Origin of the sequence: Pseudobacter ginsenosidimutans (assembly GCF_007970185.1) — a bacterium.
Taxonomy (GTDB): Bacteria; Bacteroidota; Bacteroidia; order Chitinophagales; family Chitinophagaceae; genus Pseudobacter; species Pseudobacter ginsenosidimutans.
Map to the genome: position 1 here is coordinate 5,940,257 of NZ_CP042431.1, position 19,649 is coordinate 5,959,905.

Here is a 19,649-nt window from a genome sequence, read left to right on the forward strand (position 1 = left end):
TTGATCAGCTTTTTACGAATTGGTTAGAACCCGATGGTTAAATTGAAACCCATCGTACGGCTGGAAGGGAACTGTCCTACTTCAAAACCTCTCACTACATCTGTTCCGCTCAAGGTGCCAAACTCAGGATCGAAGATGGGCCAGGGCGACCAGATGAACAGGTCACGGCCAAACACGCCCACACTGGCAGAGCTCAATCCGAACTTCTTCAGGAACCCTGGTTTGAAATTGTACATCAGTGAAGCTTCGCGGAATTTCAGGAAGTCAGTACTGAATGTGCTTCCTTCTGCATTGTAACTACCGATGCTGTATTGATAATACTGGTCGATATCAGTTGCCACCACATCGTTCTTACGGTAGCTGCCATCAGGATTCTGAATTACACCGTTACCGATGATCCCGTTGTACCTGCCGGGCAGTGTTGATTTCAATTTACCCTGCTCTGCCAGTTTGTAATGTGTAAGCGAATAAGCAACGGCGCCGATCTGCGCATCGAACAACATGCTCAGTGTGAAATTCCTGAACTGGAATTTATTACCCAGGCTGAATTTGAATTTTGGTGTGGTGTTTCCGAGATAGATGATGCTGTCTGTGATCCTGGGGAAACCGGTTGCAGGATCGAAGATCACCTGTCCGTCCGGGCTGCGCATATATCCGAGGCCATACAGGTCGCCCATGCTGCCACCCACGGACGCCACGATCTGTCCGCTGGCCACCTGGCCGGCTCTCAGCAGGATGGCGCTATCCGGCATGGAGAGGATCTTGTTCTGGTTGTAAGAAAAAGTTCCGAACAGGTTCCAGTTGAAACCACCTTTTTTGCCAACAACTGGTTTTGCATTGAGGCTGATCTCGATCCCATTATTCCTCACTTTTCCAGCATTGATACGTGCGGCGCTATAGCCTGATGAAGCATCCACGGTTCTGGTGAAGATCTGTCTTCTCGTATTGCCGAAATAGGCAGACAGATCCAATGCGATCCTGCCATTGAAGAATTGTATTTCTGTACCAAACTCGTAAGTGGTGGTAAGCAGTGGTTTTAAATTGGGATTGGGTAAGATTGTGGGGCTCACCAGCGCACTGTCCGGATAGATCCCACCGCTGGCAACAGGATAGGAGTAGGCCGTCGTGTAGGCATAGGTGTCAGAGCTTCCTACCATGGCGTAAGAAGCGCGTAATTTCAGATAGTTGATCAGTTCCGGCAATTTCACTACATCAGACAAAACGAAGCCGGTATTGATGGAAGGATAGGAAAAGCCAACGGGATTCTTTCTTTTGGGAGAAGCCAGGATCGAGCTCCAGTCCTGACGTCCGGTAAGTTCGGCAAACAGGAAATTCTTATAGCTAAGGTTCACGATGCCGTACAAACTGTTGAGCTGGTACCGGCTTGTATCGGGAAAATACACCAGGCCATATTCTGTATTCTCCATTGTATAGATACCCGGCAGATGCAATCCATCATTCCTTATATCTGTTTTATCGTATTCGTTCTTCAACTGGCTTCCTCCAAAGGTTACACCCAGTTTCCAGTCGGGGTTCAGCTCTTTGAAGTATTTGGCCATGATATCGTAGCTCTTTTCCCTGGAGTAGATATTCTGTCTTCTCACAGATCCTCTGGGCAGGCGTGTGCCGGCATCGAAAGGTCTGTCCTGTTCACGTTTATCGTTCATCCAGTCATAGTTGCCACGCAGCATCACACTCAATTCTTTGGTCACCTGGTAATTCAGTGTAACGTTGCCGGTCAGGTTATTTCTTCTTGTTTTGTTAAGGAACTCATTGGTGATGGCATATGGATTTTCCGGGAAGGAGGAAAAAGGATAGCGGATGAATTTGTAAAGGCTGTCGTACACACTGCCGGGCCCGCCTGCCCAGTAGTTCTTAAGCCAGTTATGATCAGCGCTGGGTTGCCAGAAAATGTACCAGTACATTAAGCTCTGGTTGCCATAACCTGCTGCGGGGAGATTATCACTTTTCCTGAAACCGTAGTTGGCCTTCACAGCCAGTTTCAATTTTTTGGTGATGTCTGTATTGGTGGACAGGCCGATGTTCTGGCGAACGAAACCGGTATTGGGCACGATCCATTTATTGTTTTCCGAACCCAGTGTAATGCGAACGCCTGTAGAGCCGATCTTACCATCGATGCTGAGATTGTTCCTGAGGTCGCGGCCCATGTCCCAGAAATCATTGATATTGTCGTAAGCCTTCCAGGGAGTGCGTTGCAGGCCTACTGTTTGTCTAACCGGATCGTATTGATAGAATGATTGTCCATCAAATTTTGGCCCATAAGCAGAACTTGTACCGCTGGTGCTGGCGCCATCTTCGGTGGCTCCATATGAATAATAAAGAGCGCCCCCCAGGCCCTGTCCGTATTCATATTGCAGATCAGGGAACCTGTTCACCTGTTCGATACTACCGTTCACGGTATAGCGAACATTGAAGTGTCCGCCTTTTTTCTGTGTGGCGGATTTGGTAGTGATGATCACGGCGCCGTTGGCAGCGCGCTGTCCGTACAACGCAGCTGCAGCGGGCCCGAGAAGTACTGAAACGCTTTCGATATCCTGTGGGTTGATATCATTCACTGCGCTGCCGTAGTCTGCGGGCAGGTTATCCGAGTTGGTGGCATATACCTGGTCGCTGCCGTTGGCAGAGCGTCTGCCACTGCCACTGCTCACAACCACACCATCGATGATGATCAGGGCTTCGTTGTTTCCTGTAAGGTTGTTCTCTCCGCGCAGGATGATCTTGCTGGTGGCCGCCGGACCGGAGCCGGAACGGACCAGGTTCAGGCCTGCCACTTTACCGGAAAGGGCATCCATCCAGTTGAGGCTGGCTGCATCAGTCAGTTGGTTGCTGTCTACTTTCGTTAACGCATAACCGAGAGAGCGCTGTGATTTTTTGATGCCCAGGGCAGTTACCACCACTTCACCGAGATCCTTCGATTTACTTTTCATACGGATCAGCAGGGTATTGGAATTACCCGGCTGTTTTACCGTAAATCCTTTATGAACGTGGGTTTCATAGCCTATAGAAGAGAAAGTGAAATCATACACTTCACCCAGCCTCAGTTGGGGAAAGGTAAAGATGCCTTTCTCGTTGGTAACGGCGGACAGTGTTTGACGCCCATTGTCTGCTCTTCGTGTAGCGATAACAGTTACCGCAGGCAGCACTTCACCTTTCTCTGTGATAACGGTGCCGCTTACGGCAACCGTTTCCTGTGCAATTGCTGATACATTGAAAAATAAAAGGAACAAAACCCACATCAACTGTATGTTGCTTTGCCCTTTTTTCTTTGTTGATCTCATAAGTTTTTTATTGTTTGACTTATACGCATGGGATAGACAGGCCGCCGGTAAGCAGCTAGCAAGCACCTGTTCGTTTCCTGTATGTTTACTTAGATTTCGTGATTATATAGCCGTCATCTTTTTTTGAAATCTGCAGACCGTTCATGTTTGCAATCAGATTCAGCAATACGGATAATGAGTCTCCTTTGATCACTTCGCCGGAAAAGAATTTTCCTTTCAATAGTTCTTCATCATAGGATATTGGACAATTATATTTGGTCATCAATGTTTTCATCACCACCGGCAAAGGTGTGTTATCGAAGATCATGGCATCATCGTCAGTGACGGAATGATCAGTGCCGGCGGGTTGGGGGCGGGGACCTGGCTCAACAATGAATCGATTCACAGACATGTTTCCTTTTTCGATGCTATAGTTCATTTCATTGCCGGGCATCAGGATGAGATCCTGTTTCCAGCCTTTCAGCGAATCCTTCAGTGATTTGATCAGCACCTTACCCTGAAATAGTTTTATGTTGCAGGCCATCGCCGATTCTGATACCCTGAATGAAGTGCCCAATACCGTGGTTGAAAACAATCTGGAATGTACAGTGAATGGATTTCCTTTATTATTAGCTACATCAAAATCAACCACACCTTCCATATAGATATTCCGCTGCGTAAGTATTCCGAATGGTTCCTGGTACCTGATCTTCGCTTTGGGCGCCAGTTTCACGATGGTACCATCATCCAGTTTTATCTTCCGGCTCTTTGCGGAATTGTTTGTTTGTGTTGTCCAGTTTGATTTTACAGCCGGTCCCTGTACTGAATTTGCCTGTGCCGGCGCAGGAGTTTTATTATCGGGGACCAACAACCAAACAGCAATTGCCACCACCAGTAATGAAGCGGCTATTGATATCCTGCGGAATCGGACACTGCGTGTTTGCTTTCCGATCTGCTTATTGATCACCTCGCGCATTTCATCTTCATAACCTGCAGGCACGGTGTTTTCCTTTCCGGCAGCATCCCATGAAGACTTCAGGTACATCGCCATCAGCTCAGGGTGTTGCTTCAGGTGGCGGGCAACGGCCTCTGCTTCAGTGGCGGTACACTGGTTCTCAAAAAACTTCTGTATAAGCGTATACGTGATCTTCATGATGGTGCATTAGGAGATACGAAGGGCACCAGAATTTACCCCTGCTGATAATATTAAATTAATACTGGGAAAAAAGGATATGCAGAAAAAGCAGGATGGTAACGAGGGAGCGTACATGCTTCAATGCCTTGGAATAGTGGTCCTCCACCGTTTTGATACTTACAGAAAGCTGTTCTGCTATTTCCTTGTTGGAATAGCCCTTGGCGATCTTCAGCATGAAAACATTCCTGCGGATGGGTGGAAGGTCTTCCGAAACGGCATCGAGGTAATCGGCGGATTCGTAGTCTGTATTGGAGTGACAGACCAGTGCAGGTTGCTCGCAGAGATCATCTTCCAGGCGATGCTGGTATTTGCGTTCAGCAGCCTGTTTGCGCAGGTGATCCACAAAAATGGAGCTGGCAATGGTGAAGAGCTGTGTATCGAGGGAATATGCATCAGAGAGAGTATGCCTTGATTTCCAGAGTTTGATAAACGATTGCTGGGTTAGATCCTTCGCCTGCTCTTTTATGCGGGTACGCTTCAGGAAATAATGAAACAATTTAGCGTGATACAGGTCGTATACCGCCTGGTATGCAACCTGATCGCCTTTCTTTATTTCAGTTATCTGGATCAAATCCTTTTGTGTTTAGAAGGTAGAAATTTCCGGTGCAAAATTGGAAAAATTGAGGAGAAAAAGAAGATTATTTATGTGTTAAGTAATCTGGCAGGTCCGGGTAATCACCTGAACCATGATATTTCTTGAAACTCTTTAGAAATGGGAAAATATTTCTATATTGGGTACACTCCGTCCGAAGTATAATCTGCCCCATGTAAAATACTGTTATGCGTCAGCGTTACGCCATTCCCGGCATTGATCCTGATCAAATGGCGCGCCCGGCAATCATTTTCCAGACAATATCTAAGAACTTATCATAAACATGACATACAAAAACAACTTGACAAGGTTCCTGAAAGCACAGGAGGGAGTTTATGATATAGCCTTGACTGAGATCAGGAATGGTAAGAAAAGCAGCAGATGGATGTGGTTTATTTTCCCACAGATTTATGGGCTGGGGTCCAGTGAAACTTCCAATCACTATGCCATCAGGAATATGAGCGAAGCAAGGGAATATCTTGATCATGAAATTTTAGGCCCACGGCTGACGGGGATCAGCAACGCGTTATTAAAGTTACCTGGCAGCAACCCCATCGACATATTTGGAAGTATCGACAGTATGAAGTTACAGTCGTCAATGACCTTGTTTTCACTGCTTGCCCATAACATTCCGGTTTTCGAACAAGTCCTGAATAAATATTTTGATGGGGTAAAAGATGAAAAAACGGTTGAATTGCTAAACATAGATATTGAATAAAGTATGAATGATGACCAGACCAAACTGTATTGGGAGGCCAATGCCGACACCTGGAGCCACCTGAGCAGGGCAGGAGCGGATATTTACCGGGACGAGATCAATACTCCTGAATTCTTAAAACATCTGCCTGATATCGATGGCCTGACTGGCCTGGATATTGGATGCGGCGATGGCTACAATACAAGGCTGTTGGCAGACAAAGGAGCTAAGATGACCGGCCTCGACATATCCGAGAAATTCATTACCAATGCATCCCTGAACAATCCACATGCTTCCATTGAATACAAAACTGGAACTGCGCTCCATACATCGTTTCCGAATGGAACATTCGATTTTGCAACAGGATTCATGAGTTTCATGGATGTATCAGATATCGATCAACTGTTCAGGGAGTTGAACAGGATATTGAAGCCAGGCGCTTTTGTGCAATTTTCGATATCACATCCCTGCTTCAATCCGCTGAACAGGAAAAACCTGAAAGATGAAAATGGAAAAGTGTACGCTGTAGAGCTCAGTAGTTATTTTGATACAGACAATGTAATCATCGAGGAATGGCTGTTCGATATTAATACAGGCGCTGTTCAGCCAGGAATGCAGCCTTTCCGGATCCCAAGGTTCATCCGGACACTTAGCCAATGGTTCAATGCGATGGCAGGGAATGGATTTACGATCGAAATGATGAATGAGCCCCGGCCCACACCTGCCTCCATCAAAAGAAAGCCAAAGCTGATCAATGCTACGGTTGTAGCCTATTTTCTTCACATTCGCTGCCGAAAATCTTACAATAAATGAGAACTATAAAATGGAATGACTGGGACCGGGAATTGAAAGGACCCGCCACATATGAAAAGTACAATGCTCTGGCCAAGCTGCACAAACAGTATTATCATAATATACTCAAGTCACAACTGATCACCTTACTGGTGATATCCCTGTTATCTTCTATTCCTGATCCTGATATCCAGGGCATGAAGCTGATCCAATACCTCATTTTGTTCCTGATCATTTTCTACATGTGTTTAATGATCATGCAATTCAGATCCAACTATATGCCCAAATGGCAAAAATCCAGGTTCCTGGCTGAAAGCACACTGAGCGAAGCCTGGTTCTTTGCATTCGGATTCGATATCTATGAAAATGCAGAGCAGGCCAAAGAAGCTTTTTTGAAACGCATAAAGTATATCAAGGCCGAACTAAAAATGCCTGAAATAGGAATTGTATTCGATACACAGGTTGAAAGTATCAGGTCAGTCCTCAACAATGAATTCTCTGCCTGGATCATAGACACACAAAGCAAGAGCATGCAGGATAAAATAGACTTCTATATAACCAACCGGGTAGAGAACCAGATAAAGTATTATAGCAGGAGGGCGGAATTGAATTCCCGGAACAGCACTCTTTATTTTTATACTGGTCTTGTGTTCAATGTTATTGGAATTACCCTGGCAATTCTCAGTATAGGCGGTTCTGTACCTGCATATACTTATATCGCCCTGTTCACCACGCTATCAGCTGCATTTCTATCCTGGACCCAAACAAAACAGCACGAGGAAGTAAGTATTAAATCAAGTGTGGCCATCGATGAACTGAGTTCAGCCAAAGATGAACTTCTAATCCTAAAAGACACCAATAACCTCACGCGTGTGAGAAGTAAAATTTATGAAATTGAAAAACTCATTAGTCGTGAACACAAAGTAAAAAGGAATAATGAGTAAAGTGAGACCCACATACCTGGAATTGCCTTTTGCTAACAACTTCAATGAAGCGGCAGTGATCAAGGCCGGTAATGATTTGCTCGACCTGTTCAGGCTGACAGGGAAAACAGTTGTCATTCATACATCTGCTGAAAATGCCATCGGTATCGAAAGGAATTTCCGGCTTTCCTGGTGGGCAAACAAAAATGATGTTCTCCGGTTAGCAATGCATAACCTCGGAAAACAATTGGATGTGCTTGCAGGTGCAGATCCGGTTTCACGGGATAAATTATCAATGGCCTGGCATCAGGCAAACTCCATAACAAACTCAAGCGAATGGAGAGAGGCTGTTAAACAAAAATGCATCTCTACATCCGGCACTATCTACTACCAGGTCTTTTTCAGGATAGCCCAGCAATGCATCAACAGAGCCGTCAGGTGGGAGGCTGTTTTTGACAAGATCACTTCTCCATACTTCTACTTCTGGCAGCTGATTTCTTTAGGAGTATTACCACTCGGAATGATGGATTCCACTTTTTATGTACTCAGGGATTGCGGGAATGATCATGATCCCGGGAATTTCGGATCAGTTGAATTTGATTTCAACCTCCATACAATACAACCTGGGAACAAAAAGATTTTTATCGCACATGAGTTCAATAATGAAAATATAAAAGAGATCATCGGGAAGTTACAATTCTACCAATTTGATATCGACCTTGGTCCGGTAGCCAGTACTGACATCCCGATCGAACACCAGTTGTTTGACAGGATCAGACAGTGCTCACATATGCTGGTGCTGATTGATCAGGTAGATATCGATTTTGGCCTGCCAGTTTGGATCTCCCAGGAAGTAGACCTGGCAAAAGCACTGGGCATTCCGGTGCTGATGATCACCAACGATACCGGCAACCTGTACAAACATCCTGCCCTGAAACAACTCAACGTTATTCAGCCTGATATTACTCACGAAGAAATAAATAAACTATTAAGCGTATAGTTCTATGAAACTCGTATTAGACCAATGGCACACTGTATTTGAAGAAAAGCTCAGTACCGCCGCCAGCGTGAAGATCATTTCACCATCCTGTTCCATGTTCACCATGGAGATATTGGCGAAATACAATTTGCTGGAAAAATCGGAATTCATTACAAGGTTCAGCCTGTATGACTTTTTCGTAAAACTATCTGACCTGAAAGCTTTAAGACTGGCAGTGGAGAATGGAATGAGAATTTTTGGAGTAAAACATTTGCATTGCAAAGCTTATATCTTCAATGATAAGGAAGCCATCATTTCTTCGTCCAATTTCACCTGGGGAGGAATGTTCAGGAATCATGAATGTGGCATCCTGTTCAATAACACCGAAGAGATAAATGAATTATTGGATTATTTCTCTTTATTGAAAAATGGTGCAGCGCCGGCACTATCCCTGACGGATTGCGACAAATGGGAACAAGAGCTATCCTTTTATAAGGCGGATATCCTTACACCTTACATGATGCCTGACTACAGCAAAGAAGTTCCGGTACCCATGAATGAATCTTCAACAGAAACCAACTAACAGGAACAATCAGTGATTATGAGCATAAGTAAACTGGTTACCATACTTTTACTGATCCTTATCTTCTCGCTCTTATTTATTTTTTTTCTTGTTTTCCGCTTCGATCGCAATTTTATTCCACTGCTGGATGACAATTCAATTAAAGACACTGTCCGTTTTGAATTGATCAAGAACCTGCTGAACCTGTCACTTCTAACTATTGTTGGGGGATTGATAGCCTACCTGTTCAAGTCCAGGGAAATTGCACAGAAAAGGGAACAGGATATCAAGGATGAACTAAGAAAACAGGAACAGATAAGAATTGAGATCCGTATGGATTATTTCAAGCGCCTGGGAAATATTTACCGCAATATCAAGAATGCGAGGAGAGCGTTGCGGGCTGGCGGCCTAACCACAGCTTATCTCAATGGGCAGGATGATCCTCCCGCATTGCTTATCCGTGGTGTTTACCTGGATCTGTACAGGGAACAAATGGAGGTGGTGAATAAATATCAGCTTGAGCTCGAAGGCCTGAAGCTTGAATCAAGAAGCTTACCTGCATTTGTTCATCTCAGCAATGTACATATCTATCTGGGCACAATGGAAGATTACCTGAGAAAGATCCTGAATGAGTTTGAAGCTGTTAGTCCGTTACTGAAAAGCGGAAAGGCAGTACACTTCAAACAACTGGAACGGCTGGACGAATTTACCGGAAGGGTAACCAAAAACCGGGAGTTCTGCTTTTCAAAAGGTAAACCACCTAATATCGATTACCGTTTTACAGAAAGCTTCTCCGATCTCTATGATGAAGTGATAGAAGAGATCGGGAAGAACCTCAGTTAGGAGCTCCTAAATCATTCAAATGATACCGCATCAAATAAAAACAGGATTTGGTTTTAGAATGAATCTATTTCCAGTATGATCAACACCGTATCTTTGTTCGCCTCCTGCAACAGATTGCAGGTAATTCAATATGCAAAAACAGCCTCAGATATCAGCTTCCGGCCTCCGGTTCTTAAATACCCTTAAAAAGAATAATAACAGGGATTGGTTCCAGTTACATAAAGAAGAATTTCAACTGGAACAGGAAAAGATGGCCATTTTCGCAGAAACTTTATTACTGGCGCTAAGCCGGCACGATCAGCTGGAAACGAGGTCCGGCAAAGAAAGTCTGCACCGCATTTACCGTGATACCCGTTTCTCCCAGGACAAAACACCGTACAAAACCAACTGGAGCGGCCGATTCAAACGGGCTACCAAATATCGAAGGGGCGGATACTATTACAATATCGAACCAGGCAATAGTTTTATCGCCGGCGGTTTCTGGGGACCAGTACCGGCAGACCTTAAACGGATCAGGGAAGATATTGCCTTCGATGACCAGCCATTGAGAAAGATCATCAACAGCAAAACGTTCAAGGCTTCATTCGGCGCCCTGAAAGGAGAGCAGGTAAAGACTGCCCCAAAAGGTTTTGATTCAAACCATGAAGCCATAGACCTGCTACGCTACAAGCAATTCCTGCTGATCCGCCCGTTTACAGATGAAGAGGTGCTAAGCACCGGCTTTTTGAAAGAAGCTGATCTTACCTTCAGGCATATGCGCCCGTTCTTCGATTATATGAGCGAGTTATTGAGTTCCGACGCCAATGGAGAATAAGAAAAAAGTCCATTACCTGGATCCTATGATATCCTCGATAGGAACAAAGAAACTATTCCTTTCACCAGCCAGTCTGACTTTTTTCTTGATGGCCTCTTTGAGTGAGATCTTGTTTTCAAGGATGAGAAGCAGATCCTTGCCATCCATACCGATGATGCTCAAACGCTTTCCGGTCACAAATCCTTTCACTGCTTCCTCCGAAAAACCGGAATAGCAAACGATAATGCCCCTGGCCCAGCTGGCTTTCCCTTCCACTTTACCGTTGAAGTCGCGGAGCGGGCTGCCGCTGCAGCTTTCCTGCTGCCACTTGGCTTCCAGCAGGTATACATTGCCATCCAGCTCAAAGCTGCCATCGATCTCTTCGCCTGTTACGCGAAAGGCGGAATGGGCATCCAGTCCGCTCTCATTGAAGAGGCGGATCAGGAAATGCTGGAAGGCGTAGCCACGCTGATGTGCACCCATTTTGGCCAGTTGTTTGAATTCATCCAGCAATGAATAACTAACTGTTGTGGGTTCAATTTCCTTTTCTTCAACCACAGGCTCAGTTTCCGGTTCAATGTCCACAGCTGCTATTGGGCTTGCATCAGGCACAGCCGGCGCAACAGCAGTGGCAGGTATCACTATATGTGCGGGAAGGGCGGGAGTGAAGCTTGTTTCCGGTGTTGGCTCTCCCGGCTCGATACCCCAAAGCAATTGCTTTACGGAAGGGCGGATGATCAGTTGATCCCGTTTAGCCCATAGCGTTAGTGGTACAGCCAGGGTAAACAACAATCCAAGAGCATAGAATACATGCCCTGTAACAAACGCTGATTTCAGATATAATCCGAAACAACAAAACAGGAAGAACATTCCTGCATTCCTCGCAATCACCAGCCTGGTATGGATCCTTTTTACCTTTGCATATTCAGCCTGGTCCTTTACAAGGTATCCTCCATGATAGAACACCAGATTGGAAAGCGGGGAGAAAAGCATGATACCCATTGTGAGCACAATGGAGGCGTTTGCATAGTCTTTATCCATGAAACCACCGATACTGCTTGTAAGAAATATGATCCCCAGTATTGCCCGGATCAATGCAAAAGCTCCTGCCATCCATTTGTCTGAGCCGGAATAACTCATCGCATAGCCAGGATTGACCTGAATTTGCGGCCCCATAATACCAATAAAGAAACTACCGATCATCAAGGCCACGGAAAGGGAATATTCGGCTTTGAACATACCTGCCACGGCAATGGAGAATAAGGCAAGGGACAATAAGATCTTAATTACTCGTAGAAATGAATTCATGTTGTGAACGCATAGGATTGGGCTAAAGATAATAAATTGCTGCAATTGCAGGTATACTTCGGAATCCTCCGTCTTCTCTGTATATTTATAGTAAACCCGATCCATGCACCATTATCACGATATACTGTTTGATTATATCTCCCTGATAATCGATATTCCTGAGCACGACAGAGCACAATGCCGCGAAACATTCAAGCCCTTAAGGGTGGCCAGGGATACCATGCTGGAAGTAGCCGGTAAGATCCCTGTGAATCATAATTTCATAGTCTCAGGATTCATGAGGAAGTTTTATATCAATGATAAAGGGGAGGAGGTAACTGTTGACCTGAACAATGGCCCCAGGTTCTTTACTTCCTATTACCATTTTGTGAACCAGACCAGCTCCCATGAATATCTCCATTGCATCACGGATTGCGAATTACTCCGGATCTCCAAAACCGATGCAGACCGTACAGCCAAAACCAGCATAACACAAAAGGACTACACCATCAGGTTGTTTGAGCAGATCCAGGAAGAAGACAGGCAACGGATGAATGACCTGGCCACGCTTACAGCTGAACAGCGGTATGTGAAACTCATGAAAGGATCCCCGGAAATCATCAAACATGTTCCACTTAAATTCATTGCTTCCTATCTTGGAATAAAACCTGAAAGCCTTAGCAGGATCAGGCGAGAGATCATTTCTTAACAATTGTTAGGTGGGAATCATATTGTTGAAATTAACTTTAAGCAATCACTTCAACGATATGAGAATACCCCGATCTGCAGCCTTACACCTGCTTAAGTATATTACACGATTTTGGTTTGTGGTAACTTTTCTGGGACAGTTGATGTTCGCCTGGTATATCCTGATGGTCTATTACAGATCTACTGCCCTGGGTAATCTGGAAAAATGGAATTCCGTTAATCCTCATTTCTACATTAAAGGCGATATTACCGGGAATCTGATCTTTGGGGTCCATGTGGCCCTGGCCGCCATCATCACCATCCTTGGACCACTGCAATTGATTGATCAGCTCCGGAGGAAAGCTCCCCGGTTTCACAGGATCAGCGGCAGGATCTATATTTTTTCAGCATTCCTGATCAGTATTGCTGGTTTGTATCTCGCCTGGGTAAGAGGAACAGTTGGAGGATTGTTCAGCGCCATCACAATCTCCATCAATGCGCTGATCATTATTGTATGCGCTTACTTTACGATCCGCTATGCCATACAAAGGAAGATCCATTTGCATAACCAATGGGCAGTACACCTTTTATTGGGAGTGAGCGGTGTTTGGCTGTTTCGTGTATTTTTCATGCTATGGATGCTTATTCACCAGGCCCCTGTGGGTTTTGATCCGGAAACCTTTACCGGGCCCTTCCTGTATGCACTGGGAATATTTGTTTATATTCTCCCACAGGGGATAGTGGCTTTATACTTCAGAGCGAAATTCTCAAAATGGTCCTATAAGAAATATGCTTTTTCGATTTTACTTTTTGTTCTTACGATCGGCATTGCAGCAGGTACAGCAGGTGCCATGATGGGAATGTGGCTTCCGAGGATTTGATATTGGATGAGTTTTGTATATTTGGAACTAAGGTCTAACAACCCCAAATCAACTTATTCCATGAAAATCTTTTCCTTCCTCCTGCTCATCTTCCCATTCATCTTCTTTAGCTGTAATACACACTCTGTACCAAAAGGCATGCAGCGTACAGATCAACAGCATTATGCCGATGATAAATTCAGTGAAGCATTTTTGTGGAAAGATCAGGGAAAGGATATACTGGTATTTCACGAATACCTGAAAGGAACGGGAGACTCCATACTGCGTACCTCGTACTACCCGGCAAATGAATTGCTCGTAAAAATGAAAAAGGGGAAAACCCTGAATGACCTTAATCAATTCAAGGATCTCATAAAAAAAGAAACAGGAAATGAGTTCACTGTCTTTGACAGTCTGACCAAAAGGGATCTGTATGCAATAAGATTTAATGGTGATGATTTAGTAGACCTGAAAGGGCTGAAGACCTGGTTCAGCGATACAACTATTTTCCTGTATTCAGAGCCGAACTACCTGTATTTCAACCAGAGTAACCAGTTTGGCTGCCCGGTAGATATTACACAATGGGGGCTGCAAAACAAAGCCGTCATCATCAACTCGGTTACCGGCGCTTATGATGCGGATGCGGATGGGATTGAAGCCATTTCACGTTTCAAATATGGGAGAGAAACAAAAACTACTGTACTGGTGGGCGTTATAGATGGAGGCGCCAATATCTATCATCCCGCACTTACCGCATCACTTTTTGTAAATGAAAAAGAAATTGCCGGCAACGGTAAAGATGATGATGGCAATGGATACAAAGATGATATTCACGGTTGGAATTTTGCCTCCAATAATATGAGCCTGGTAGACAATAAAGGACATGGCACCCATGTAACAGGCATCATTACAGCCAATCCTACTTCCGTTTCATGGGTTACCGGGGCCTTCCCCGGAGTGAAAGTACTGATCTGTAAAACCACGGAAGATACTTCTCATTCCAATATGGCCCTGGTGAAAGCCCTGAACTATGCTGCCGAAATGAAATGTGATGTGATCAATATGTCGCTCGGATCCTATTCCTTCAATCAGTCACTGGCGGATGAAGTGAAAGCAACAATAGCTAAAAACATTGTGGTGGTTGCAGCATCAGGCAACGATGGAAAAGATATATTTCAATACCGCGTATACCCTGCAACGTTACCCAATGTGATCTCTGTATCTGCCAGTAATCACAAAGACGAGCTCGCTTATTTTTCGAATTATCATGCAGCAGAAGCTCACCTGGCGGCGCCGGGCGAAGCGATCTATTCAACAATACCCGGAGGATATGGATGGAAAAATGGCACTTCCATGGCAGCGCCTCTTGTTACTGCAACTGCTGCTATGATCCGAAGCCTTTATCCCAATGAGAAAGTATTATCGGTAAGACAAAGGCTGTATGGCGGAGCTGACCGGATACCCCAACTGGTGAATAAAGTACTGATGGGAAACAGGCTGAACATTTACAAATCGATCTTTCAACCATTGGAGACCTTTGATGCCAATGGTACACCATACAGTCAGCAGGTTGTTAACGGAAGAATGCGTGAATCGTTAACCCCTTATGCCAATTCCGGAGACCCCGGCATCGATGGAAAAAGTTTCGAAACGGCTTATACCATCGCAAATATCAAGCAGCTGATGAACATCAGGGATGAAGACCTGAACGCGCATTTCAGGATCATGAATAATCTGGACTGGCATGGGTTACACCCCAATTACAGGGAACCATTTCAAAAAACCTTTAATGGTGTTATCTACGGTCAGGGTTATTCCATTGTGAACTTCGACTATCAAAGCGCATACCCTGCTGGCTTGTTCCTTCGCCTTGGCCGCAATGCAAGTATTTCAAACCTGAAACTTAGTGGCGTTGATCTTAAAGGCAGGGAAAATGTAGGCGCCCTTGCTTCAGTAATGGAAGGCGGCATCATCAATAATGTGCAGGTGGAAGGGAAAATCACTGGCAATGAAAATGTAGGTGGCATCATCGGGAATTGTATGGGTGGTCAGATCCTCAACTCTTATTTTGAAGGAGTAATTGAAGTGGGTCGTTACGGAGGCGGCATTGCAGGGACTAACCGGGCGCAATTAAGCAGATGTCATGTACAGGCACGGATAAATGCCTTGCAATGGGCCGGAGGGATTGCAGGCAATACTTCAGGCAGTTTGCTTGAAGAATGTTTTGCGAATGTGCAATTGGCCGGCACACAAAATTCAGAAGGTTTGGCTGGCCTGGTGGGCAACTGTGTCAATTCGGATATCCGTAATTGTTATTCAGAGGGTAACATAAAATCTTCAAAAACAGGTGCAGGACTGATTGGTCATATCCGAAGAACGGCAGTAGTGAATTGTTATTCCTTATGTGAAGTATCGCTCACACCCGGTAGTGGCGGGCTTCTGGGTGATGGACTGGAATTCAATATTCAAAAAAGCTATTTTGCACATGGTAACCTGTCCGGAATAGGTGGTATAGCCAAAAGCCAGAGCGAAATGAAAATGAAAGAAACTTTTGCAGGCTGGTGGGGGCCCGGAGTCAACTGGACGATGATCAATAATTTTAGTCCCGGCCTTGCGCTTATTCCAAGATCATTAACCTCTTCATACTAATGATGGAAAAAACTTACAATCAGAAGGCTGCAGTACCATGGATCTGCAACCTGAACCAATGAATGCCGGTGATGAGCGGGTGATATGGAATTTTGGCACATTGACCGCTACCGGCTATTTTGAAGCACGTGATATCAAAGTAACCATTACTTCGGAAGGACTGGTAACGATCGCCTTTCAATTTGTGTCGTTGAATAAGCGATCGGTAACAAAACATCCGGGTTTCAAGGTCACCCTAAAAGACAGGCAGGGCGATGTGCTGGTGGACTGGTTATCGGGAACCCAGCCATTTACCTGTAATACCAATATCGCTTATTCCAAATCGGCCAGCTTTCCCGGAATTTATACCAGTATTTTTTATGGTAGTATATTAGCAACGCAGTTTGATTACAGGCCTTGTTGAGCAGGTTACATCAATTGTAAGCTACTCCTTCAGATATTGTTTTATCTCTTTGATATTTACAGAGGGAATAAAATCCTGGCTTTCATATAAGGCAACAACATCATCTGTGTTCACCAGGTCCAGCTCGGTAACATGAGTTGATCCTTTGCCCGCTTTCCATGCGCCTTCCCAGATGGAAGCGAGATAATACGCGCCATATACAAATATTTCCGCCATGGCTTCTGCGCCAACTTTCTCCCACATTTTTTCCGCAGTGGCGGCATCGCCCATTCCCTGCTGATCCCTGAACTTATATACTACATCCACCAGCTTCCGCGGAGGCACCAGTTTGAATGTTTTCTTCATCATTTCCACTGTTGCTCCGGCAGCTTCCTTTCCTTTTGTAATGGGAAGGATGGTTTTGAAACCGGTTTCCTTACTGCGGGTACGCGCCAACGGTAGTATGTCTCCAATGAACTTATTGATCATGGTGGTTTCGAAAATCGAGTGTACATGTTCCCCTTTTTTTGTGCCGTTTGGCAAAGGCTCACCATCGAACATGTAAGAAATATGGAGAGGCTGGCAGGCATCGCCAACATAGTGCGATAAAATACCCGCTGCTGTTACAAAGCCGGTGGCATCTCCCAGTTCTGCATATTCTTTCATGGCATCGAAGAACTGCCAGATGCGGAAGGGTAGGATACCTTTGCTTTTATCCATTACTGCCGGATCGGTGTAATAACCCAACCATTCTTCCGGCGTCAGGAATTTCATATTATCATACTTGCCTTTACAATAGTCAAGCAGGGTTTTACCATCTGAATCTTTTTTGTCCATATCCGCAAAATGGTTGGGACTTTCCTTTCCTCTTTTGATCCCTGCAATTTTGCTTTTCCAGACAAGGTCCGGCACATCGGCCAGGGGTACAAACCCGAATTCCTGTTTCATTCTTTTAAGGCCACTGTCGATGTCTTTGATGTTGAGATCATCGTAACCAAAAGTGATCACTTCAAGGTTGGCCAGGAGCAGGGATTTTAGTTTTTGATTCTTTACCATCTGGCAGGCGAGATGAGCGATAGAGAAATGTCCGAGTTTCCCCCAGGTATAATCATTGTCGAGGTTCCAGCCGCGGACCAGGTCCACTTCCAATGCCCTGAGCACATTGCTCAGACAGGTAGCCAGTCCGTAAGCTCCTTTGGTTACGCCATTGCCATCGATGAATGTATGCTGACCCACTGCACTGCAATGGGCATGAGTACCTTTGTATTTTCTTTTTTATCGCCATTGCTCTCTTCTGTTTCCAGCAACCAAAGCGCGCCTGAATCCCCCTGTTTGGTTTCGATGCCGGGCTGACCGCTGCCGGTTCTTGGACCGATCAGGAAATCAGAAGCATATTCATATCCGCCTACTGATTTGAAACGATAGAAGAGCGCTGCAATTTCTCCTTCCATTTTTCCTGATACCGCACCGAATCCAACAACGCGGCTGCCGATCAGTTTCAGTGTAAAGTTCTGTGAATTGAGATCAGCAAGCTTGCCATACTGGCCGATCTTCTCCAGGCCAAAAACATCCGTCCTCCACATCCTGATATCATCTATCTCTATCAATCCAATATCGGAATTGATGTACAGGTTCTTACTGCTCCATTCGGGGTACACTGCATCGAATGGCATATTCCCGAGATTCCTGCCGCTGCTTTTGCCGATAGGAGTCAATACTCCTTTTAATCGTGTATAGATCACCGTTCCTTCATCGCCGGCAACATGCCTGTTGGTGAGAGCGTAGTATTTATTTCCATTTGTTACTATGCAGGTGATGGTGGCAATGCGCTGTACGCCCTGAGATTCCACTATCAGCGGAAATCCGCCGCTGATCAGGTTATTGGGGAAAGTGATCTCAGTGCCAATGGGAATGATTTCCACTCTTCCATCTTTGGGAGCTTCAACAACGCAGATGGGAACAATCTTGCCATCCGGCATATACACATTCTTCGGCACGATCTCATTCAGGTTCTCATACTTACTGAGCTCTTCATCTTTCATCCATTCTTTTACAAAGACGAGGATGCAGGGCCATGAATACTGCCTTACTTCCGAGTTCTGCAAAGTTTTGGGGCCACGGTTAGGCATATTCGAAACAGTATTATATGTCTTTTCCCAGGGCAGGGGATCAGTCTTCCTGATCCTGTACCTGCCAATTGCCGTGGCGATAACATTCTTTTTATTCAGCAGGTGGAAATGGAACATTTCCCTGGCCCGGATCAGGTCTGTAAGCGACAGATCATTGAAATCCCTGTCGGGCGATAACACTTCATTTTTGTTGATGATGAACATAGATGTTGGTTTAATGGACGGGAGGCTTCAATCAGGGAAGGATGTGATGAGGACAATACAAGTATAGCCATAATTTGTCCGCGGGGAAAGGGTGTTTTCCCGGTATGTTGGAGGTCTTAATACCCGGGTAACATTATTAAAGGTGTACTCAGGGCATTACAGTGAGCAGGGAAAAGAAAAGATGGCTGAATTTCTTCACTTCGCCTCTCACCATTTTGTTGGCGAGATAGAGCTGCTTGATCACAACGGATTTGGAAAGCCCAAGCGCTGCGGCAATCTCATCCAGGGATCTGTCCTGGAACACACTCATTTCATAAATGATGCGCTGCCTTTCCGGAAGGCGTGCAATGGCGCGGAGCGCGTATTCATAGAATTCCTTGCTTTCGAGCGGGTTCATACCGGAAGGTTCAGGATCCGCGCTGGTGGCGGTTTCTCGCTCCTGCCTGGCGCGGTTGCTCTTGTGCAGGTCCAGCAACCTGTTGCGGGCCATACGGAACAAATATTGAGGAAGGGAACGAACGGCTGTAAGCGATTCCCGTTTAGCCCAGAGTTTGAGGAAAATGTCCTGTATCACTTCATCGGGATCTTCCACCATCCGGAAGGGCTGCAGATAACGATGCAGCAGTGGCTGGTATCTTTTGTACAGCAACTGGAAAGCAGTCATGCTGCCTGCTGCGAGCTGTTGTACCAGTTCTTCGTCCAGGGGCATGGGGGCTTCATTGACCGTATGTGAACGTTCATGCTGCAATGCGTATCCGGTTTTACTTGAGTGTGAAAACAGGTGGTTTAATGGGCGG

General features: G+C 45.3%; 18 protein-coding genes. 11 read left to right on the plus strand and 7 right to left on the minus strand.

The window, feature by feature from the left end:
* Positions 1 to 23 precede the first annotated feature (23 nt).
* The 3 genes from FSB84_RS23400 to FSB84_RS23410 all read right to left on the minus strand — a co-directional run bounded on the left by FSB84_RS23400 (position 24) and on the right by FSB84_RS23410 (position 5,044).
* On the minus strand, positions 24 to 3,299 hold the full coding sequence (locus FSB84_RS23400; protein WP_130540282.1) for a SusC/RagA family TonB-linked outer membrane protein: 3,276 nt from the start codon (positions 3,297 to 3,299) through the stop codon (positions 24 to 26).
* 85 nt (positions 3,300 to 3,384) lie between these two features.
* Positions 3,385 to 4,431: a FecR family protein gene (locus FSB84_RS23405; protein WP_130540283.1), complete on the minus strand. Its 1,047-nt coding sequence runs from the start codon at positions 4,429 to 4,431 to the stop codon at positions 3,385 to 3,387.
* 58 nt (positions 4,432 to 4,489) lie between these two features.
* Positions 4,490 to 5,044, minus strand: coding sequence for an RNA polymerase sigma factor (locus FSB84_RS23410; protein ID WP_130540284.1), 555 nt, complete (start codon positions 5,042 to 5,044; stop codon positions 4,490 to 4,492).
* Between the two features lie 304 nt (positions 5,045 to 5,348).
* On the opposite strand from FSB84_RS23410, the gene FSB84_RS23415 reads away from it, so the two are divergent.
* The 7 genes from FSB84_RS23415 to FSB84_RS23445 all read left to right on the plus strand — a co-directional run bounded on the left by FSB84_RS23415 (position 5,349) and on the right by FSB84_RS23445 (position 10,675).
* Positions 5,349 to 5,783, plus strand: a complete 435-nt coding sequence (locus tag FSB84_RS23415) for a DUF1810 domain-containing protein (protein WP_130540285.1) — start codon at positions 5,349 to 5,351, stop codon at positions 5,781 to 5,783.
* Positions 5,784 to 5,786: 3 nt separating this feature from the next.
* The gene (locus FSB84_RS23420) at positions 5,787 to 6,575 is read left to right on the plus strand and encodes a class I SAM-dependent methyltransferase (protein WP_130540286.1); all 789 of its coding nucleotides are present in this window, start codon (positions 5,787 to 5,789) and stop codon (positions 6,573 to 6,575) included.
* Positions 6,572 to 7,498 (plus strand): SLATT domain-containing protein, encoded by a 927-nt coding sequence (locus tag FSB84_RS23425; protein WP_130540287.1) that lies wholly within the window; start codon positions 6,572 to 6,574, stop codon positions 7,496 to 7,498. The genes FSB84_RS23420 and FSB84_RS23425 overlap by 4 nt, the downstream gene beginning before the upstream one ends.
* The gene (locus tag FSB84_RS23430; protein ID WP_130540288.1) at positions 7,491 to 8,477 is read left to right on the plus strand and encodes a hypothetical protein; all 987 of its coding nucleotides are present in this window, start codon (positions 7,491 to 7,493) and stop codon (positions 8,475 to 8,477) included. The genes FSB84_RS23425 and FSB84_RS23430 overlap by 8 nt, the downstream gene beginning before the upstream one ends.
* A 4-nt stretch (positions 8,478 to 8,481) precedes the next feature.
* Positions 8,482 to 9,039, plus strand: a complete 558-nt coding sequence (locus tag FSB84_RS23435) for a phospholipase D family protein (RefSeq protein WP_130540289.1) — start codon at positions 8,482 to 8,484, stop codon at positions 9,037 to 9,039.
* 18 nt (positions 9,040 to 9,057) lie between these two features.
* On the plus strand, positions 9,058 to 9,861 hold the full coding sequence (locus FSB84_RS23440; RefSeq protein ID WP_130540290.1) for a hypothetical protein: 804 nt from the start codon (positions 9,058 to 9,060) through the stop codon (positions 9,859 to 9,861).
* A 130-nt stretch (positions 9,862 to 9,991) separates the two neighbouring features.
* A complete protein-coding gene (locus tag FSB84_RS23445) occupies positions 9,992 to 10,675 on the plus strand; it encodes a DUF2461 domain-containing protein (protein WP_130540291.1) in 684 nt (227 codons plus the stop codon).
* A 12-nt stretch (positions 10,676 to 10,687) separates the two neighbouring features.
* Here the strand turns inward: FSB84_RS23445 and FSB84_RS23450 are convergent, their stop codons facing one another.
* Positions 10,688 to 11,962: a restriction endonuclease gene (locus tag FSB84_RS23450; RefSeq protein WP_158644082.1), complete on the minus strand. Its 1,275-nt coding sequence runs from the start codon at positions 11,960 to 11,962 to the stop codon at positions 10,688 to 10,690.
* A gap of 103 nt (positions 11,963 to 12,065) precedes the next feature.
* On the opposite strand from FSB84_RS23450, the gene FSB84_RS23455 reads away from it, so the two are divergent.
* Genes FSB84_RS23455 through FSB84_RS23470 form a run of 4 tightly spaced genes read left to right on the plus strand, consistent with a single transcriptional unit; the run spans position 12,066 to position 16,540 of the window.
* Entirely contained in the window at positions 12,066 to 12,650 is a 585-nt protein-coding gene (locus FSB84_RS23455; protein WP_130540293.1) for a Crp/Fnr family transcriptional regulator, read from the plus strand.
* A gap of 58 nt (positions 12,651 to 12,708) precedes the next feature.
* Entirely contained in the window at positions 12,709 to 13,509 is an 801-nt protein-coding gene (locus FSB84_RS23460) for a DUF2306 domain-containing protein (RefSeq protein WP_130540294.1), read from the plus strand.
* Positions 13,510 to 13,569: 60 nt separating this feature from the next.
* The gene (locus tag FSB84_RS23465) at positions 13,570 to 16,137 is read left to right on the plus strand and encodes a S8 family serine peptidase (protein ID WP_158644083.1); all 2,568 of its coding nucleotides are present in this window, start codon (positions 13,570 to 13,572) and stop codon (positions 16,135 to 16,137) included.
* Positions 16,138 to 16,174: 37 nt separating this feature from the next.
* Entirely contained in the window at positions 16,175 to 16,540 is a 366-nt protein-coding gene (locus FSB84_RS23470; RefSeq protein WP_147122316.1) for a hypothetical protein, read from the plus strand.
* Positions 16,541 to 16,561: 21 nt separating this feature from the next.
* Here the strand turns inward: FSB84_RS23470 and FSB84_RS23475 are convergent, their stop codons facing one another.
* From FSB84_RS23475 to FSB84_RS23485, 3 genes are all read right to left on the minus strand, one after another.
* Positions 16,562 to 17,755: a phospholipase C/P1 nuclease family protein gene (locus FSB84_RS23475; protein WP_147122318.1), complete on the minus strand. Its 1,194-nt coding sequence runs from the start codon at positions 17,753 to 17,755 to the stop codon at positions 16,562 to 16,564.
* Complete coding sequence (locus FSB84_RS23480; RefSeq protein WP_147122320.1) at positions 17,719 to 18,852, minus strand: Nal1-like putative serine protease; 1,134 nt, start codon at positions 18,850 to 18,852, stop codon at positions 17,719 to 17,721. Before FSB84_RS23480 ends, FSB84_RS23475 begins: the two co-directional genes overlap by 37 nt.
* 148 nt (positions 18,853 to 19,000) lie before the next feature.
* Positions 19,001 to 19,600 carry an RNA polymerase sigma factor gene (locus FSB84_RS23485; RefSeq protein ID WP_130540298.1) on the minus strand — a complete coding sequence of 200 codons (600 nt, stop codon included), beginning with the start codon at positions 19,598 to 19,600 and terminating at the stop codon, positions 19,001 to 19,003.
* Positions 19,601 to 19,649: the final 49 nt, after the last annotated feature.

Excerpts from the sequence above, each read along its gene's own strand:
- FSB84_RS23415 (WP_130540285.1), top strand. The coding sequence starts at position 5,349 with ATGACATACAAAAACAACTTGACAAGGTTCCTGAAAGCACAGGAGGGA.
- FSB84_RS23465 (WP_158644083.1), top strand. The coding sequence starts at position 13,570 with ATGAAAATCTTTTCCTTCCTCCTGCTCATCTTCCCATTCATCTTCTTT.
- FSB84_RS23440 (WP_130540290.1), top strand. The coding sequence starts at position 9,058 with ATGAGCATAAGTAAACTGGTTACCATACTTTTACTGATCCTTATCTTC.
- FSB84_RS23405 (WP_130540283.1), bottom strand. The coding sequence starts at position 4,431 with ATGAAGATCACGTATACGCTTATACAGAAGTTTTTTGAGAACCAGTGT.
- FSB84_RS23435 (WP_130540289.1), top strand. The coding sequence starts at position 8,482 with ATGAAACTCGTATTAGACCAATGGCACACTGTATTTGAAGAAAAGCTC.
- FSB84_RS23480 (WP_147122320.1), bottom strand. The coding sequence starts at position 18,852 with ATGTTCATCATCAACAAAAATGAAGTGTTATCGCCCGACAGGGATTTC.
- FSB84_RS23460 (WP_130540294.1), top strand. The coding sequence starts at position 12,709 with ATGAGAATACCCCGATCTGCAGCCTTACACCTGCTTAAGTATATTACA.
- FSB84_RS23450 (WP_158644082.1), bottom strand. The coding sequence starts at position 11,962 with ATGAATTCATTTCTACGAGTAATTAAGATCTTATTGTCCCTTGCCTTA.
- FSB84_RS23470 (WP_147122316.1), top strand. The coding sequence starts at position 16,175 with ATGGATCTGCAACCTGAACCAATGAATGCCGGTGATGAGCGGGTGATA.
- FSB84_RS23425 (WP_130540287.1), top strand. The coding sequence starts at position 6,572 with ATGAGAACTATAAAATGGAATGACTGGGACCGGGAATTGAAAGGACCC.
- FSB84_RS23430 (WP_130540288.1), top strand. The coding sequence starts at position 7,491 with ATGAGTAAAGTGAGACCCACATACCTGGAATTGCCTTTTGCTAACAAC.
- FSB84_RS23420 (WP_130540286.1), top strand. The coding sequence starts at position 5,787 with ATGAATGATGACCAGACCAAACTGTATTGGGAGGCCAATGCCGACACC.
- FSB84_RS23400 (WP_130540282.1), bottom strand. The coding sequence starts at position 3,299 with ATGAGATCAACAAAGAAAAAAGGGCAAAGCAACATACAGTTGATGTGG.
- FSB84_RS23445 (WP_130540291.1), top strand. The coding sequence starts at position 9,992 with ATGCAAAAACAGCCTCAGATATCAGCTTCCGGCCTCCGGTTCTTAAAT.
- FSB84_RS23455 (WP_130540293.1), top strand. The coding sequence starts at position 12,066 with ATGCACCATTATCACGATATACTGTTTGATTATATCTCCCTGATAATC.